The 15,711-nt window shown below is 75.7% G+C and carries 18 protein-coding genes; 4 read left to right on the top strand and 14 right to left on the bottom strand.

The genetic code is table 11. The features are described 5' to 3' along the window. Positions 1–94 precede the first annotated feature (94 nt). A complete protein-coding gene (locus ACIOHG_RS19755; RefSeq protein WP_400952155.1) occupies positions 95–1,045 on the bottom strand; it encodes a hypothetical protein in 951 nt (316 codons plus the stop codon). Between the two features lie 41 nt (positions 1,046–1,086). Next, complete coding sequence (locus ACIOHG_RS19750; RefSeq protein ID WP_400952217.1) at positions 1,087–1,824, bottom strand: ATP-grasp domain-containing protein; 738 nt, start codon at positions 1,822–1,824, stop codon at positions 1,087–1,089. Positions 1,825–2,179: 355 nt separating this feature from the next. Between ACIOHG_RS19750 and ACIOHG_RS19745 the strand changes: the two genes are divergently transcribed. Next, complete coding sequence (locus ACIOHG_RS19745; RefSeq protein ID WP_400952152.1) at positions 2,180–3,433, top strand: serine hydrolase domain-containing protein; 1,254 nt, start codon at positions 2,180–2,182, stop codon at positions 3,431–3,433. Between the two features lie 223 nt (positions 3,434–3,656). On the opposite strand, the gene ACIOHG_RS19740 is transcribed toward ACIOHG_RS19745, so the two are convergent. From ACIOHG_RS19740 to ACIOHG_RS19725, 4 genes are all read right to left on the bottom strand, one after another. Next, on the bottom strand, positions 3,657–3,893 hold the full coding sequence (locus ACIOHG_RS19740) for a hypothetical protein (protein ID WP_400952150.1): 237 nt from the start codon (positions 3,891–3,893) through the stop codon (positions 3,657–3,659). Positions 3,894–3,985: 92 nt separating this feature from the next. Then, complete coding sequence (locus ACIOHG_RS19735) at positions 3,986–4,237, bottom strand: hypothetical protein (protein ID WP_400952149.1); 252 nt, start codon at positions 4,235–4,237, stop codon at positions 3,986–3,988. Then, a complete protein-coding gene (locus tag ACIOHG_RS19730) occupies positions 4,234–4,476 on the bottom strand; it encodes a hypothetical protein (RefSeq protein ID WP_400952146.1) in 243 nt (80 codons plus the stop codon). The genes ACIOHG_RS19735 and ACIOHG_RS19730 overlap by 4 nt, the downstream gene beginning before the upstream one ends. A gap of 230 nt (positions 4,477–4,706) precedes the next feature. After that, the gene (locus tag ACIOHG_RS19725) at positions 4,707–5,498 is read right to left on the bottom strand and encodes an SDR family NAD(P)-dependent oxidoreductase (protein ID WP_400952144.1); all 792 of its coding nucleotides are present in this window, start codon (positions 5,496–5,498) and stop codon (positions 4,707–4,709) included. A gap of 111 nt (positions 5,499–5,609) precedes the next feature. Here ACIOHG_RS19725 and ACIOHG_RS19720 point away from each other — a divergent pair, with 111 nt between their 5' ends. Further along, the gene (locus ACIOHG_RS19720; protein ID WP_400952142.1) at positions 5,610–6,092 is read left to right on the top strand and encodes a MarR family winged helix-turn-helix transcriptional regulator; all 483 of its coding nucleotides are present in this window, start codon (positions 5,610–5,612) and stop codon (positions 6,090–6,092) included. A gap of 11 nt (positions 6,093–6,103) precedes the next feature. On the opposite strand, the gene ACIOHG_RS19715 is transcribed toward ACIOHG_RS19720, so the two are convergent. The 8 genes from ACIOHG_RS19715 to ACIOHG_RS19680 form a co-directional block, all read right to left on the bottom strand. Continuing rightward, positions 6,104–6,595, bottom strand: a complete 492-nt coding sequence (locus ACIOHG_RS19715; protein WP_400952140.1) for a YfbM family protein — start codon at positions 6,593–6,595, stop codon at positions 6,104–6,106. A 77-nt stretch (positions 6,596–6,672) separates the two neighbouring features. Continuing rightward, the gene (locus ACIOHG_RS19710; protein WP_400952138.1) at positions 6,673–7,932 is read right to left on the bottom strand and encodes a beta-ketoacyl-[acyl-carrier-protein] synthase family protein; all 1,260 of its coding nucleotides are present in this window, start codon (positions 7,930–7,932) and stop codon (positions 6,673–6,675) included. After that, positions 7,925–8,176, bottom strand: coding sequence for an acyl carrier protein (locus tag ACIOHG_RS19705; RefSeq protein ID WP_400952135.1), 252 nt, complete (start codon positions 8,174–8,176; stop codon positions 7,925–7,927). Before ACIOHG_RS19705 ends, ACIOHG_RS19710 begins: the two co-directional genes overlap by 8 nt. Before the next feature lie 39 nt (positions 8,177–8,215). After that, on the bottom strand, positions 8,216–9,358 hold the full coding sequence (locus ACIOHG_RS19700) for a beta-ketoacyl-ACP synthase 3 (protein WP_400952133.1): 1,143 nt from the start codon (positions 9,356–9,358) through the stop codon (positions 8,216–8,218). Between the two features lie 11 nt (positions 9,359–9,369). Next, positions 9,370–10,224, bottom strand: a complete 855-nt coding sequence (locus tag ACIOHG_RS19695; protein ID WP_400952130.1) for an SDR family NAD(P)-dependent oxidoreductase — start codon at positions 10,222–10,224, stop codon at positions 9,370–9,372. Then, positions 10,221–11,249: a 3-oxoacyl-ACP synthase III family protein gene (locus ACIOHG_RS19690; protein WP_400952216.1), complete on the bottom strand. Its 1,029-nt coding sequence runs from the start codon at positions 11,247–11,249 to the stop codon at positions 10,221–10,223. Before ACIOHG_RS19690 ends, ACIOHG_RS19695 begins: the two co-directional genes overlap by 4 nt. A 65-nt stretch (positions 11,250–11,314) precedes the next feature. Then, entirely contained in the window at positions 11,315–13,123 is a 1,809-nt protein-coding gene (locus ACIOHG_RS19685) for a hypothetical protein (RefSeq protein WP_400952127.1), read from the bottom strand. Continuing rightward, on the bottom strand, positions 13,120–14,217 hold the full coding sequence (locus ACIOHG_RS19680; RefSeq protein ID WP_400952124.1) for an acyltransferase domain-containing protein: 1,098 nt from the start codon (positions 14,215–14,217) through the stop codon (positions 13,120–13,122). Before ACIOHG_RS19680 ends, ACIOHG_RS19685 begins: the two co-directional genes overlap by 4 nt. A gap of 289 nt (positions 14,218–14,506) precedes the next feature. Between ACIOHG_RS19680 and ACIOHG_RS19675 the strand changes: the two genes are divergently transcribed. Next, positions 14,507–15,151, top strand: a complete 645-nt coding sequence (locus ACIOHG_RS19675) for a hypothetical protein (protein ID WP_400952122.1) — start codon at positions 14,507–14,509, stop codon at positions 15,149–15,151. A 77-nt stretch (positions 15,152–15,228) separates the two neighbouring features. After that, the gene (locus ACIOHG_RS19670; protein ID WP_400952119.1) at positions 15,229–15,645 is read left to right on the top strand and encodes a hypothetical protein; all 417 of its coding nucleotides are present in this window, start codon (positions 15,229–15,231) and stop codon (positions 15,643–15,645) included. The last annotated feature ends 66 nt before the right edge of the window (positions 15,646–15,711 follow it).

Below are 15,711 nucleotides of genomic sequence, written 5' to 3'. Positions count from 1 at the left end.
GACCGGACCACCCGGGCCCTCACCGCCCGGGCCCTCACCGCCCGGTCCCTCACCGTCCGGGCCCTCACCGCCCGGTCCGCTACCTCCCGGTCCCTCACCTCCCGGCCCGCCACCGCACGGGGTGCTCGGTGCCGCGGTCGGTCAGCCAGCTGCCGTCGCCGAGCGGTGACAGGTCGTAGCAGTCCTCGGCGTGCGCGTCGAACGGCCCGAGGACCCGGCCGGTGTGCGCGTCGACCCGGTAGGTCCGCAGCCACTCCGCGCCGTCCTCGTCCTCGCCGTACAGGACGACGGCCAGGGTGTCGGCGTCGAGGTGGCCGCCGCTCCACTCGATCACGGCTTCGTGCTCGACGGCCTCGGGGCCGAACTCCTCGACGGTGACGGTGAACCGGGCCCCGCCGCCGGGGTGGTCGTGCACGGTGAGGTCGGCCTGGCCGTGGTCGACCGTCAGGAAGCGCCCGCCGTCCGGGGAGCGGTCGATCAGGCAGCGGTCGTCCCAGGGGTACTCGGTCAGCTCCAGCCCGCCGTCGCGCAGCACACCCCGGTACACCACGGTGCCGTCCTGGCCCTCCCCGACGTTCAGCAGCATGCTGCCGTCGGTCGGGTGCGGCAGCAGCACGGCCCCGTGGCCGACGGTGGCCAGTTCGACGTCGGCCAGCGGCGCGCCGGTCGCCGCGTCCAGCACCGTCCAGCGGTCCGGACCGCGCCCGGCCATCGCGTCGGGGCGGTAGACCCAGAGGGCGGCCCCGTCCGCCGAGAGCGCGCACTCGGGCCGGTGGCCGTGCTGGTGCGTCCACTCGGGTTCGAACGCGGCGCGCCACCGCACCGTGCCGTCCGCCGCGAGGCACGCCACCCCGTCCAGGGTGGTGAACCAGGCCCGGGTGAAGTCCGCCGCCACCGCGCAGGAACTCGCCTCCTCGCCTGCGGGCAGCCCGAACTCCGCGACGGGCACCAGTTCCCCGCCCATCTCCCCCGCCGGGTCGTAGGCCCGGATCGTCCCGTCCTTCGCCCGCGCCACCACCGGCCGCCACCGCACCCGCTCGTCCATGCCCGGACCCTACCCGGCACCTCGGACGACCGGACCCCGGGTCAGCGCCGTTCGAACGCCGCGTCCCGGGGTCGCACGTCCTCACGCGGGCCCGCCGACCGCAGGACCACGTCCAGCACCCGGGCCGGGTCGGCCGCGTAGGCGTGCGAGAACCAGGCCATGTTGGCCTCCACCACGGCCCAGCGGTGGCCGGGGCGGTACGGGTCGAGCAGCTGCCCGACGTCCACGACGACGGCGCTCGGCAGGGTGGGCCCGGCGGCGACGGCCAGCCGGTCGGCGAACTCCGCGAGCTGGGCAGTGGTCTCCCGGTCCGTCCGGTCCGCGCCGAGCGGTCGGGGGTCGAGCCGGCCGAAGACCGCGTAGCGGCTGGCGGTGGCGATCCGGCCGTCCAGCAGGAACAGCCGGTACTCGGCGGCGAAGGTCACCACCTCGGACAGCAGGACGGGGGTCGCCGGGTCGAGGTCGGCGGGCAGCCGGGAGCCGTCGGCGTGCACCTCGGCGGGGAAGGACTTGTCGCGCGGCGGCTTGACGAAGGTCGGCCGGTCGATCGCCCACGCGTCCGCGAGCGTCCCGGCCCGGACCTGACGCCCCGTGAACTCCTCGGGCAGCTCGGCGAGCCAGCCGTCCGTCGGTTCGAGCAGCGCGAACCCGAGCCGCTGCGCCAACCGCGCCCCCGCGACCGGCCCGCCGTACCAGTACGCGGGGCCCACCAGCCCCGGCTCCTCCGCCGCCCGGACCGCCATCCCCCGCCCCGCTGCCTCGGCGGCCAGCAGCTCCATCGTCGACGTCCGCCGCCCGGGCATGACCAGCACCGCGATCCCCTCCCCGTATCCGCAGGACCGCCATGCCAGGGCCTGCCGTCGAACCCCCGCCCGCCCCGGCACGGGCCGGGTACTCGAACGGACAGGCCCCGGCGCCGCGGTGCAGCCCGCCGTACCTGACGGAGGATCATGACGGCCGGGTGGGCGGCAATCCGCCGATGGTCGGGGCGGGGCCGCCGTGGCTTCCTCCCCGGGGACGATCCGTGTCCTATCTTTCTCCTCCCGGCGAGCGATGCCGGGGCGCGGCCGCAGCGGTGAGGCTGGGCGGCGACGAACCCCGGCTGTCCAGCTCTTCCTAGCGATGGAGATTCGTGTGAAGCAGTACCGAACGGGCGCCCTGCGACTGGCCGCCGCGCTACTCGCGGGCGCGTCGGTGTTCGTCCTCGCCCCGACCGCCGGAGCCACCGGGGCCGCCGGACCCGCCGACGCCACCGGAACCGCCGACGCCGACGGGTCCGCCGGGGCCGCCCGGTCCGGGGGCTCCTCCTGGCCGGGGGCGAAGGTGCGGCCGGAGCAGCTCCAGCAGGGGTTGGACGCGCTGACCGGCAAGGCCGGTGCCAGTGGGGCGACCGGCGAACTGCGGCAGGACGGCCGGGTGGTGTGGCGGGGGACCTCCGGCGTCGGCGACCTGTCCACCGGCGCACCCGCGCCGGTGGACGGCACGTTCCGGGCCGGCAGCGTCACCAAGCCGTTCCTGGCGACGGTGGTCCTGCAGCTGGTCGGCGAGGGCCGGGTCGGGCTGGACCAGCCGATCGAGCACTACCTGCCGGGCGTGGTCCCGAACGGTTCGGCGATCACGGTCCGGCAGGTCATGAACCACACCGCCGGGCTCTACGACTTCACCGAGGACCCGCGGTTCGCCTACGACACCGAGGCGGACCAGCGCCGCCTGCTCGACCAGGACCGCTGGCGGACCTGGTCGGCGTCCGAGCTGATCGCCATCGGCGTCTCGCACCCGCCGTACTTCCCGCCCGGCCAGGGCTGGCACTACTCGAACACCGACTACCTGCTGCTCGGCGAGCTGGTGAACAAGGTCACCGGGCACGACTGGCGCAGCGAGGTCCGCCACCGGGTGATCCTGCCGCTCGGCCTGTGGCACACCTCGCTGCCGGGCACCGCCACCGGCGTCCCGGGCCCGCACAGCCACGGCTACCTGCAGCTCTCCGACGGGCCGGCGGACGTCACGGACTTCAACCCCTCGGTGGCGGGCGCGGCCGGCGAGCTGATCTCCAGCAACGACGACCTGGCCCGGTTCGACGCGGCGCTGCTCGGCGGCCGCCTGCTCGCCCCGGCGCAGCTGGCCGAGATGACCAGCACGGTGCCGGGCGACGTGCAGCCGCCGACCAACTACGGGCTGGGCCTGATGGAGCTGAAGCTGTCCTGCGGCAGCGTCTGGGGCCACCCGGGCGGGATCTACGGCTACCTGACCTACATGTTCGGCGACCGGGCGGGCCGCCGGCAGATCTCGGTCTCGGTGAACCCGTACGACCAGTCGAAGGGCGCCGCACTGACGCCCACCGCGGTCGCCCTGGTGGACCTGGCCTTCTGCGGCCCGACCAAGCCCTGAACCACTGGTTCGGCCATGCCCTGCGCCACCGGCCCGGCGGCCTCGGCCTGACGTTCAACCGTTCACGGCGGTTCGTCGGGGTCTGCCGCCCCCCTTGTGGTGGGCGGGCCGGGGCGTCACTGCGGCCTTCGCGTCAAGTCCTGTTTCTCGCAGTCGAGTTCAGGATCGCGCGAAGGCCGCGCCGTCGTCCGGGAAATCCCCGTGCGGGTGCCCCGCCCGCGCGTCAGAACCGCGAGCCGCTGCGGCTGCAGCGAACGCCCCATTGGCCGGTCGGGGAGAAGGTACCGCCGCCGGCTCGTGTCACTGTGAGGATCATCTTCATTCCGTCGAACAGGATCCGGTCGCCCGGCGCGAGGAACAGCGGCCGGTCCGGCTCGCAGTAGTAGCCGTCGTCCTTCCCGAGGTCGTCGACCATCACAAGCCGCGGGACCGGGGTGACTCCGTCAGTGACCAGATGCATGCCCTGGATCGTTCCACGGAGGCGACCGCCACCGCGACCGGTTTCGCAGCAGCGGCCTCGTGGTCGAACGACAAGCCGGGTGCCGCCCCGCCTCAGTGCGTGAGGACGGCGAACACCCAGAGCCGCCGGGCCGGGTGCACGATCGCGTAGTGCGCGACGGCGTCGGCGGTGGTGACGACCCGGACGGTCTCGTCGAGGTCGTAGCGGTCGGCCTGCGGCCAGGCGTACGGGTCCCGGGCGGCGCGCAGCAGGGCGGCCCGCAGTTCGGCGCGGGCGGCGGCGGGGAGTTCGCGGACGGCGTCGGCGACGGGTTTGGCTATCCGGACGTGGTAGGGGTCGGTCACGGGCCGAAGACCTCGTCCAGTTCGAGGCCGTCCTCGGTGGGACGGCCGTCGGCGGCCCACTGCAGGTAGGCGGGCGCGGCGAGCCGGGCGGCCCGCTCGGCGGCGCTGGCCAGCCGGTCGGCCTCGACCAGCGCGGCCAGGTACTGGGCGGTACTCAGCCCGGCCTTGGCCGCGGTGGCCTCCGCCCAGGCCGCGAGGTCGGCTTCCATGAGCACCGGCTCCAGCTGACGCACTGTCATGCGGCGGAGTGTACCCAGCCCCGCCCACCCCCGAACCCACCCCCTGGCGCACACCCCCACCCCGCGCGCCCCGGCCCCGCGCACCCCCAGTGTCCCGGAGCCCGGTGCCTCCGAACAGCCCGACGGCGCTCCGGGCCGGCCCTGGGGCCGTCGGGGCCGTCGGGGTCGACAGAGGGTCGGCGGGAGCCCGGCACAGGTCAGGGCGTCGTCCGGATGCCCGGTGGCCGTTCCTAGACCATTGCCGTCAGCACGCCCCCGTCGGCGCGGACCGCCGCCCCGTTGGTGGCCGACGCGAGCGGGCTGGCCAGGTAGAGCGCGAGTTGGGCGATCTCGCCGGGCTCGATGAACCGCTGCAGCAGCGTGGTCGGGTTGGCGCCGATGATCGCGGCTTTCATCTCGTCCGCCGTCATGGACCGGTCCTGGGCGACCCGGGCGACGGCGTCCGCCACACCGTCGGAGTACGTGGGTCCGCCGAGGATCGTGTTGACGGTGACGCCGGTGCCCCGCGTGAGCTTGGCCAGGCCGTTGCCGAGGGCGAGCATCGCCGCCTTCGTCACCCCGTAGTGCACCATGTCACCGGGGATGTTCACGCCGGACTCGCTCCCGACGAAGATGACGCGGCCCCAGTTCCGGTCGAGCATGCCGCCGAGCACGTGGCGCGAGAGCCGGACGCCGCTCATGACGTTGACGTCGAAGTAGCGCTGCCACTGGTCGTCGGAGACGTCCTCGAAGCGTGCGAGGCCGAAGAGGCCGACGTTGTTCACGAGGATGTCGAGGTCGCCCAGGGCTCCGAGGAGGTCCTGCACCTGCGCGGGATCGTCGAAGTCGGCGACCAGCCCGGAGACCTCCGCGTCCGGGAACTCGGAGCGGAGCCGTCGCAGGGCTTCCTGGACACCGGCGTCGCTCCGCCCGTTGACGGTGACCGCGACGCCCTCGCCGAGCAGGGCGCGCGCGATGGCGAAGCCGATGCCCCGCGTCGAACCGCTGACGAAAGCGGTCTTGCCGTTCAGTCGCAGATCCATGAGTCCTTCTCGTCCCTGTGGTGCGGTTCCGGCAGAATTTCACTTGCCCGGGAAAGTGAAGAGTAGGGATGATCACTTTCTTGGTCAAGCGAAAGACGCTAGTCTGCCGTCATGTCACGACTCAGCGACGACGATCTGGAAACCTGGTCGGCCCTGGCCACGGTCCTGGAGTGGCTCCCGGCCGCCCTCGACGCGCAACTGCAGCGCGACGCCGAGCTGACGCACTTCGAGTACGGCGTGATGTTCGCGCTCGCCCATGCCGACGACCGGACACTGCGGATGAGCACCTTGGCCGGCTACTCGAACAGTTCCCTGTCCCGCCTGTCGCGCGCGGTGGCCCGTCTGGAGAAGAAGGACTGGGTGCGGCGCGCACCGGACCCGGCCGACGGGCGCTACACCCTCGCCACGTTGACCGACGCCGGCGAGCTGAAGGTCGATCGAGCCGCGCCGGGCCACGTGGACACCGTCAACCGGCTGGTCTTCGATTCCCTGACCCGCACCCAGGCCCGGCAGTTGGGCGAGATCAGTCGGCGCATCATGAAGGCGGTCCGGGCCGAGGAAGGCTGGACACCGCCGTCGAGCGCCGATCGCTGACCCGGCCCGCGCTACTGGTCGACGGTGAAGACCACGGCCCGGCCCTCGGCGGCGGCCCGGCGGTAGAACGCGTGCAGGTCGGGCAGGAAGGCCGCGGTGTACTGGAGGTCGCTCTCGCCGTGTTCTCCGTCGTAGTCGGGGAAGTCGAAGCCGAAGTAGCGGCGGCGCAGCCAGGGTTCGTCCACGGCGGCCAGGGCTTCGGCGACCGCCCGGACCTGTTCGGCGGTGACGTGGCAGACCAGCCAGTCCTCGCCCCCGGTCAGCGGGCGGCCGCCGAGGATCACGTGCGAGAGCGGGAACCCGCCGTTGTCGAAGGCGAGTTCGCCGTCGGTCAGGCAGCGGTGCAGGGCGTCCCAGGACTTGTCGAGTTCGCAGACCCGGCCCTCGGCCCAGGCTTCCTCGATCTCCGCGACCAGGGCCGTCACCTCCTCGTCGCCGGCCGCGGCCAGCAGCGCGGCGGACTCCTCGTCCGTCAGCGCGAACAGCACTCCTCGACACGCCATCGGGGCGCCTCCTTCCGGGTCCGCCCCGATCCAAGCGGGTACCACCGACAACGGGGGCCACCGACAACGGGAGCGGCTCAGCGGCGCAGCACCAGGACGGTGTTGTGGCCGCCGAAGCCGAGCGAGTGGCTGAGTGCGAGGCGCGGCGCGTCGGCCCGGGGGTGGCCGGTGACCAGGTCGATTCCGGCGGTGTCGGGGCCGGAACGGTGGTGGTTGGCCGTCGGCGGGACGGTGCCGGTGAGCAGGGTGCGGACGGTGAGGGCGGCCTCGATCGCGCCGGCGGCGCCCATGGTGTGGCCGAGGACGCCCTTGGCGGAGGTGACGCTCGGCGGGGTGCGGGCGAACAGGTCGCGGATCGCGGCGGCCTCGACCCGGTCGTTCAGCGGGGTGCCGGTGCCGTGCGCGTTGACGTGCCCGACCTCGTCGGGGCTCGCGTCGGCGGCGCGCAGCGCGAGGGTGATCGCCGTGCGCAGACCGCGGCCGCCGGGGTCGGGCGCGGCGGGGTGGTGGGCGTCGGAGGTGGTGGCGTGTCCGGCGAGTTCGGCCAGCACGGGGACACCGCGGGCGGCGGCGTGCGAGGCGCGTTCCAGTACCAGCACGCCGGCGCCCTCGGCGAGCACGAAGCCGTCCCGGTCCCGGTCGAACGGCCGTGAGGCGGTGGCGGGTTCGGCGGTCCGCCGGGACAGCGCGCCCATCCGGGCGAAGGCGGCCGAGCAGAGCGCTGTGGCCATCGCGTCGGTGCCGCCGGCCACCGCGAGGTCGCAGGCGCCGGTGGCGAGCAGCAGGGCGGCGTGCACGACGGCGCTGGCACCGGAGGCACAGGCGGTGGAGGTGTGCAGGGCGGGGCCGGTGCTGCCGAGCGCGAGGGAGAGGTGCCCGGCGGCGGACAGGTTGGGCAGGTGGCCGGTGAGGGTGAGCGGGGAGAGGGCCTGCGGTCCGCGCTCCAGCAGGCGGCGGTGCGCGGCCTCCAGGACGGAGATCCCGCCGGCGGCCGAGCCGATCACCACCGCGACCCGGGCCGGGTCCCAGCCGGGCGGCCGGCTGCCGAACGCCTCGATCCGGGCCTCCAGCAGCGCTTCGCGGGCGGCGGTCAGCACGTACCGGGTGGAGCGGTCCAGCCGCCAGCCCTGCCGGACGGGGGCGTCCGCCGAGGGGGGCCGGCAGCTGATCGGCACGGGGCTGTCGGCGAGTTCGGGGTCGGCGGCGGCCGTGCCCCGGCCCGCCCGGACGGCCCGCCAGGTCGCCTCGACGCCGATCCCGCCGGCGGTGACCAGCCCGGTGCCGGTGACCACCACGGGGTCGGCGGCGAGGCGTGCCCCCGACGGGGTGTCAGCCATCGCTGCGGTGCCCGTCGAGCAGTTCCCGGCAGTGCGCGACGAGCTGCCCGACGGTGGTGTCGGGCGTGGCGGCCTCGGTGTCGAGCGGGAGGTCCCACTCCTCCTGGAGGGTGACGTACAGCTCGACGGTGGAGAGCGAGTCCAGGTCGAGGTCCTGGAAGCTGGCCTCGGCGGTGATCAGCTCGGCGGGGACGTCGAACTTGTCGGTGAGCAGGGCGGTGATGCGTTCGGTGACGTGGTCCACGGAAGGTCTCCTCCTGACAGTGCGTCAGTCGACGGCGCGTCAGTCGACGGCGCGTCGGTCGACGGCAGGTCGGTCGACAACGGGTCGGTCGACGGTGTGGCGGACGGGGTGCGCGGCGGGCCAGGTCAGGGCGACGGACGCCCAGGTCAGGCCGCCGCCGAAGGCGGTGAGCAGGGTGGGGGTGCCGGGGGCGAGGGCGCGTTGCGGGCCGTCGTCGGCGAGCACCAGCGGGATCGACGCGGCGGCGGTGTTGCCGAGCTCGCGCAGGTTGCCGAAGCAGGCGGCGGCGGGCAGGGCGAGCCGTTCGGCGACCGAGTCGAGGATGCGCTGGTTGGCCTGGTGGGCGACGAACGCGCCCAGGTCGGCGGGTTTCCAGCCGGCCCGGTCGAGGGCGCGGCCGGCGGAGGCGGTCAGCTGCCGGACGGCCTGGCCGTAGACGGCGCGGCCCTGCATCCGGAACCAGTGCGCGCCGGGGTCGAGGCGCTGCCGGTCGGGGTGGCGCGAGCCCCCGGCGGCGATGGTGATCAGCGCGGCCCCGGCGCCGTCGCTGCCGAGGTCGGCGGCGCGCAGTTCGCCGGGGGTGCCGGGGTCGGCGGCGGCGAGCAGCACGGCCCCGGCGCCGTCGCCGAAGATCGCGGCGGTGTCCCGGTCGGTGGGGTCGACGATGGTGGAGTAGGTGTCGGCGCCGATCACCAGCGGGCGGCGGCAGGCGCCGGACCGGATCAGGGCGTCGGCGGTGGCGAGGGCGTAGAGGAAGCCCGAGCAGACCGCGGAGACGTCGAAGGCGGGGACGCCGTGCAGGCCGAGCCGGTGGGCGACGGCGGGCGCGGTGGCGGGGCAGGGGTGGTCGGGCGTCGTGGTGGCCAGCAGCACGAAGTCCGGTTCGGCGCAGTGGAGTTGACCCTCCCCCGGACCGCCGTCGGCCGAAGTCCTCGCGGACTCGATCGCGGCCGCGGCCGCCCGGACCGCGAGGTCCCCGGTGGAGATGCCGGGGGCGGCCCGCCGCCGGCGGTGGATGCCGGTGCGGCGGCGGATCCACTCGTCGCTGCTGTCGAGGCCGCCCGCGGCGATCACCTCGGTGTTGTCGACGCTCCGGGCGGGCAGGCAGGAGCCGATCCCGACCACCGCGCCGACCGTTGCGCGCTGCGGGGCCGACGCCCCGTCACCCGTCCGCTGCGGCACGGCGCACCGGCCTAGGCGGCGAACGGGGAGGGCGGCTTGGGGATGCCCGCCAGTCCGCCGTCGGGGACGCTCAGGCCGCCGTCCAGGACCAGGGTCTGCGCGGTGACCAGGGCGGCGGCGGGCGAGGCCAGGAACAGCACCGCGCCCGCGACGTCCTCGGGCGTGCCCCAGCGGCCCTGCGGGACGTGGCTCATCAGCCAGTCCGAGACCGGGCCGGTCTCGACCGCGAAACTGGTCATGTCGGTGGTGATCCAGCCGGGGCTGACGGCGTTCACCCGGATGCCCTCGCGGGCCCAGCCGACGCCGAGGCTGCGGGCCAGCGAGATCTGGGCGGCCTTGGAGGCCGCGTACGCCTCCATCATGGGGGTGGCGACCAGTCCGGCCACCGAGGACATCAGGATCAGCGAGGCCCGGTCGGAGGCGGCCAGGAACGGGTGCGCGGCACGGCAGAGTTCGGCGGTCACGTTCAGGTTGACGGAGATCACCCGTTCCCAGTCGGGCTGGGCGGAGAGCTGGAAGGGCACCAGCAGGGGGGTGCCGTCCTCGGCGGTGGGCAGCACCCCGGCGTTGTGCACCAGCACGTCGAGGGCGCCGAACTCCTCGGCGGCGCGCCGGACCACGGCCGTCGGCGCGCCGGGCTCGGCGAGGTCGGCGGCCAGCGCCCGGGCCCGGACGCCGTGCGCCTCGGCCTCCTTGACGGCCTGCTGCAGCGCCGACTCGGTGCGGGCGGTCAGCACCAGGTCGCAGCCGGCCGCGGCCAGCGCCAGCGCGCAGGCCCGGCCGATGCCGCGGGACGCGCCGGTGACCAGGGCGCGGGCCCCGTCCAGCCGGAACGCGGCGGGCAGCGAGGGGGTGGGGTGGGTCATGACGATCGCTCCTTCCCGAGCGGGTGGTGGTCGCCGGACCAGCGCAGCAGGGCGCTGCCCCAGGTCATGCCGGCGCCGAAGACGGTCAGCAGGATCAGGTCGCCGGGGTGCAGCCGCCCCTCGGCGTGCGCGGTGGCCAGCGCGTACGGGGCGCTGGCGGCACCGATGTTGCCCACCCCGTCGCCGACCACGGTCATCCGGTCGGCGAGGCCGGACTCCTCGGCGAGCCGGTGCAGCAGCACCGGGTTGGGCTGGTGGGTGATCACGTGGTCGAGGTCGGCGACGGTGAGGCCGTGGGCGCCCAGCGTCTCGTGCAGCATCCGCGGGAACGCCTCCCGGATGAACCGGCTGACGAAGCGTCCGTCCATCCGGATGCGGTGCTCGCCCGCGGCCAGGGTCTTGGCGTCGGCCGGGAGGCGGCTGCCGCCGGCGGGGATCAGCACCCGGTCGGCGAGCGTCCCGTCGGAGCCGAGCCGGAACCCGCCGAGGCCGCCGGGCGGGTCGACCGGTCCGAGCACGGTCGCGGCGGCGCCGTCGGCGAACAGCACGGCGGTGGCGCGGTCGGTCGGGTCGACGAACTTCGAGTACGCCTCGACCCCGACCACGACGGCGAGCATCGGGCCGTCGGCGTCCCGCAGCCAGTCGTGCGCGACCTTCGTCCCGAACAGCCAGCCCGAGCAGGCCGCCGAGACGTCCAGCGCGACCGCCCGCACCGCCCCGACCAGGGCCTGCACCCGGCAGGCCGTGGCCGGTCCCAGCTCGTCGGGCGTGGAGGTCGCGCAGACCAGCAGCCCGATCCGGTCGGCCGGCACGCCCGCCGAGTCCAGCGCCCGGCGGACGGCGACCGCCGCGAGGTCCGAGGCGGCCTGCCCGTCCGCGGCGACGTGCCGCTGCCGCACGCCGGTCCGCTCGGCGATCCACTCGGGTGTCACCCCGACCGTGCCCGCGACCTCGGCGTTCTCCCGTACCCGTTCCGGGACGTACCGTCCCGTTCCCCACACTCCGACCGCGTTCACCGCACGTATGTCCCTTCCTGTCCTGGTTCTCGGTGGTGGTTCTCCCGCCGGGCCGCTGTCGGCCCCGCAGGCCGTCACTGGGCTTCGAAGAGCTCCTCGACCAGGTCGAGGTGCGGCAGCAGCCGGTCGTAGGCGCGTTCGAGCGCGTGGTCCAGGCCCGCGAGGTCGCCCGGGGCCAGCGTCCGGTGCCGCAGCAGCGGCCCGGCGGCGCGTTCGGCGGCGCGCAGTCCGGCCAGCGCGGCCAGCGCCGTCAGCGGCTCGTGGTACGGGCCGCCGGGGGCGAGGGCGGCGAGCGCCCGCGGGACGTCCTGCGCCGCCAGCCGCGCCGCGTAGGTCGCGCCGAGTTCCGCGGCCTGGTCCAGCAGTGGGTTCCAGACCTCGAACGGGGTGGCGCCGCCGCCTGCCCGCTCGGCCCGGGCGCGGCGCAGCCGGGCGGTGAGGGTGTGCTGATGGCGGGTCAGGACGGCGGGCCACCAGCCGGGGTCGGCGAGGTCGGCGGGGACCGCAGGCAGCTCCCGGGCCGGGGGGCGGCCGCCGGGAGGCCGACCTCCGGGGGGTCCGCCGCCGGGGGATTCGCCTCCGGGGGATTCTTCGAGCAGCGCGCGGCCGAGGTCGTAGCGGATCAGCCGGCTGTCGCCGCCGGCCGGGTCGAAGGCCCGGGCGAAGCCGTGGTAGCCGGGGAACCGGTTGGCGTCGGCGAGTCCGGCGTGGCCGCAGCGGCGCTGGCAGTCGGCGACGATGCGTTCGGCCTCGTCGGCGCAGTGCGCCTTGTACGCGGAGAGCGGGCGGCTGACGGCGGACCAGGGCGCGAACCCGGCGGCGGCCCCCGGGGCGTCCGACTCCCGTGCGGCGAGCAGGAGTTCGCGGGCCCGCGCGGCGGCACAGCTGAGCGCGAAGGCATCGGCGAGGGCGCCGAGCAGGGCGCGCTGCTGGCTGCGGTGGGCGAGCAGCGGAGTGCCGGGGGCGAGGGCGGCCCGGGTCGCGCGGTGGCGGGAGTGCCGGACGGCGAGCACAGCGGAGCGCCGGGCGAGCGCGGCGAGCACGGTGGGCAGCACGCCCCACAGCTCCTGGCCGACGGACAGGGTGCGGCGCAGCCGGTCGTCGGCGCTGCGCGGGTCGTGCAGGCGGCCCCGCCCGTCCAGGCGGGCGCCGTCGCGCAGCCAGTGCGCCTCGGGGACGCGCAGGCCGTCGAACCGCACCCGGTGGTAGTTGAGCGGCAGGGCGCTCAGCGCGACGGACGGGCCGAGCACGACGCCGGGTCGCGGCCCGGCCCGGTCGGCGAGCGTGGCCAGGAACCCGAACACGCCGCCGGCCCGGCCCTCGGCGTCCACCGCCCGGGCGACGACGACGGCGCCGCGCGGCCCGGGGAACCGGGCCACCCCGCCGAACTTCCGGTCCGCCGCTTCCCGGGTCCGCAGGACGAACTCCCTGGTGGTGGCGTCGAATTCGGCCACCGTTCCGGCTTCGAGGTGGCTGCTGGCCCGGCCCACCTCGGTGACCAGGTAGCCGATCCGCAGCTCGCCGGTGTCGACGGCGTCCAGCGCCTCCCGGACGTCCTCGGGCGAACCGGCCAGCCGCAGCAGGGAGCCCTGGCCGAGCACCAGTTGGGTGACGAGCGCCATCCCGAGCCGGGGGTCGGCGAGCGCGGCCTCGGCCAGCACGGCGGCCAACTCCTCCGGATCGGCGTGCAGTTCGGCAGCCGACGGGGTGGCGGCCAGCAGCGCCCGCAACCGCCGGTACAGGTACGGTTCGCGCGCGGCGGCGGACTCGGCGACCCGGTAGGGGTATCGGTCCAGCGTCCGGCGCAGCCGCTCGGCCAGCGGGTGGCCGCCCAGCAGCCGCGCCAACTCCTCGTCCCGGAGGGCGGGTTCCACGGTGTTCATCGGTGCGCTCCCTTCGGGGGGTGGCCGCCGGGACTTCCGGCGGCATCGACATCGAGGCGGGCAAGGGCATCAATACGGGCGGGGGCATCGAGGCGGACATCGGCGCCGAGGCGGGTGGAGGTGTCCGTACCGGTCAGGTGTCCGGCGACGTGGGCGCCGGTGCCGCGCAGGCAGTCGGCGGCGTTGCGGCCGAGGGCGGTGCCGGGCCCGGCCTCCCGGTAGTGGGTGTGGCCGTGGGCGTCGAGCAGGGCGAGCACCCGGGGCAGGTGGGCGGGCCGGACCAGGCAGTCGGCAGCCCGGGCCAACAGGTCGTCCTGCCCGGTGTAGCAGCGCCCCGCGACGGCGGAGTAGACCGGCAGCACCGGCCGCCCGGGGTGCGGTCCGGCCCGCAGCGCCGCTTCGAACTCGGCGCGCTGCCGGAACAGTTCGGGGTGGTGGGAGCCGAACGGCAGCCGCAGCCGGACGGCCTGCGCACCCTCCTCGGCGGCCAGCCGTTCGACGGCGGCGAGCTCCTCGACCGGCCCGCCGAGCACGCACTCCACCGGGCTGTTGACGCACCCGACCACCACCCGCCCGGTCCCGGCCCGGGCGATCAGCGCGGCCGCGGCCGCCTCGCCCCGGTCGAGCAGGGTGAGCCCGTCGGGCGCCCGCTCCCCCGATGCCCGGTCCGGCATCAGCACCCGGGCGAGTCCGAGCGCGGCCCGCGCCCCGGCGCCGACCGTCCACGCCCCGGCGGCGGTCAGCGCGGCGAGTTCACCGAAGCTGACGGCCAGCAGCGCGTCCGGCGGGCCGTGCCGCTCGACCAGCGTCCGGTGCCAGCCGACCGCCGCCCCGTAGTGCGCGAGCTGCTGGACGCCGACCGCGGCCTGCGCCAACTCCCTTCCCCCGGGCGGGTTTTCGCCGAGTAGCCAGCCGGCCAGCCCGGCCGCCCCGCTCTTGTCCCCGGTCTCTCCGATCTCTCCGATCTCGTCGTCGATCTCCCGGTACACCGCCCGCAGGTGGCGGCGCAGCGCGCCGTCCTCGGCGGCGGCCCGGTAGAGGGTCTGGACGGGGAAGTCCCCCTGACCTGGAAACATGTGCACCGACACGGGCATGGCGGGACGCTCCGCTGCTGCGAGAAGGCCGATCCGGCACGGGCCGCGGCTCCCCCGGCCCGCGCCCGCTCCCCTCGGCGCACCGGGTTTCCGACCCGACACCAACCGTGCCCGAACCACCCGCCCGCCCACCAGGCGTACCGGCGGTGGACGCGTTGAAAGTCCGCCCCGGCTGAATCCCCCGAATCCCCGAGCGACCGGCCCGGCCCCGGCGGGCACCGTCTCCGGCCCCGGGCACCGTCTCCGGCCCGCCGCAACGGCCTTGTCCGGCCTTGTTACGCTCGCCCGCATGACTTCCTCCTCCCCAGGCCCGGTCACCGCCGACGACGTCACCCGCGCCGTCCGGGCCGCGATCACCACCCTGCGCGCCGCCGAGGACGCCGACTGGGGTGTCAACGCCGGCTCGCTGGAGTGGAGTTGCTGGGAGACCGGCGAGCACCTGGCCGACGACCTGTTCTCGTACGCCGCGCAGCTCGCCCCGGCCGACCCGCCGCAGGACACCCACGTGCCGTTCGGCTGGGCCCGCAAGCGGCCTGGCGGGCCGGCGAACGCGGTGTCCGCCGACCCGGCGGGCGGGGTCGCGGGGCTGCTCCAGGTGCTCGACGCCTGCGGCGCGCTGCTGGCCGCGATCGTCCGGACCGCGCCGCCGACCGTCCGGGCGCACCACATCTTCGGAGTCTCCGACCCGGAGGGCTTCGCCGCGATGGGCGTGGTCGAGACCCTGGTGCACACCCACGACCTGGCCACCGGCCTCGGCCTGCCCTGGTCCCCGCCCACCGACCTGTGCGCCCGCGCCCTGCACCGGCTCTTCCCGGACGCCCCCGCCGACACCGACCCGTGGACGGCGCTGCTGCACTCCACCGGCCGCGCCGACCTCCCCGGCCGCCCCCGCCCGACCACGTGGCGCTGGTACGGCACGCCCCGTCCGGCCTGACCGCCGCCCCGACCGCTGCCCCGGTCTCCCGTCCACCCGCCCGCCCGCCCCGGCCGCCGCACCGGTACTCTCCCGCCGTGAACGACATTCAGCGGTACGCGGAGTACCACGCGGACTCCGAGGTCCTGGCCGCCATCGGTGCGCGGATCGAGGCGCAGCAGCCCGTCGTGACGGTGCGGCTGCCCAAGGAGCTCGCGGAGACGGCCGTCGCCGCCTGGGAGCGCGACGACGAGGACGAGCTGCCGCAGGAGGACCGGCTGCAGCAGGACCTCCGCGACCGCGCCGCGTACCTCGCCCTGATCGGCCTGGTGATCCAGCAGGACGGCCGCCCGGACGGCGACGAGGTCGTGGTGGACCTGCCGGTCTCCTACGCCGGCGTGGCCGCCCGGGCCACCTCGGAACCGCTCCCGCGCTGGGACGGCCCGAGCACCGGCAGCTGCCCGGACACCGGCGACTGCCCGGGCTGCGCGGCCGAACCGGACCCCCTGGACTGAGTACGGGTACTCTGGCGCGCGATCCGTCGCACACGGAAGGATGGGCGGACCGACGGGCCGACCGGG

The organism is Kitasatospora sp. NPDC088134 (genome assembly GCF_044741705.1).
Classification (GTDB): Bacteria; Actinomycetota; Actinomycetes; order Streptomycetales; family Streptomycetaceae; genus Kitasatospora.
Note: the sequence above shows the minus strand (reverse complement) of the source record. Positions and strands in the feature narration are given on the sequence as shown.

Excerpts from the sequence above, each read along its gene's own strand:
- ACIOHG_RS19740 (WP_400952150.1), bottom strand. The coding sequence starts at position 3,893 with ATGCATCTGGTCACTGACGGAGTCACCCCGGTCCCGCGGCTTGTGATG.
- ACIOHG_RS19680 (WP_400952124.1), bottom strand. The coding sequence starts at position 14,217 with ATGCCCGTGTCGGTGCACATGTTTCCAGGTCAGGGGGACTTCCCCGTC.
- ACIOHG_RS19730 (WP_400952146.1), bottom strand. The coding sequence starts at position 4,476 with ATGACAGTGCGTCAGCTGGAGCCGGTGCTCATGGAAGCCGACCTCGCG.
- ACIOHG_RS19715 (WP_400952140.1), bottom strand. The coding sequence starts at position 6,595 with ATGGCGTGTCGAGGAGTGCTGTTCGCGCTGACGGACGAGGAGTCCGCC.
- ACIOHG_RS19710 (WP_400952138.1), bottom strand. The coding sequence starts at position 7,932 with ATGGCTGACACCCCGTCGGGGGCACGCCTCGCCGCCGACCCCGTGGTG.
- ACIOHG_RS19755 (WP_400952155.1), bottom strand. The coding sequence starts at position 1,045 with ATGGACGAGCGGGTGCGGTGGCGGCCGGTGGTGGCGCGGGCGAAGGAC.
- ACIOHG_RS19675 (WP_400952122.1), top strand. The coding sequence starts at position 14,507 with ATGACTTCCTCCTCCCCAGGCCCGGTCACCGCCGACGACGTCACCCGC.
- ACIOHG_RS19750 (WP_400952217.1), bottom strand. The coding sequence starts at position 1,824 with ATGGAGCTGCTGGCCGCCGAGGCAGCGGGGCGGGGGATGGCGGTCCGG.
- ACIOHG_RS19720 (WP_400952142.1), top strand. The coding sequence starts at position 5,610 with ATGTCACGACTCAGCGACGACGATCTGGAAACCTGGTCGGCCCTGGCC.
- ACIOHG_RS19685 (WP_400952127.1), bottom strand. The coding sequence starts at position 13,123 with ATGAACACCGTGGAACCCGCCCTCCGGGACGAGGAGTTGGCGCGGCTG.
- ACIOHG_RS19695 (WP_400952130.1), bottom strand. The coding sequence starts at position 10,224 with ATGACCCACCCCACCCCCTCGCTGCCCGCCGCGTTCCGGCTGGACGGG.
- ACIOHG_RS19725 (WP_400952144.1), bottom strand. The coding sequence starts at position 5,498 with ATGGATCTGCGACTGAACGGCAAGACCGCTTTCGTCAGCGGTTCGACG.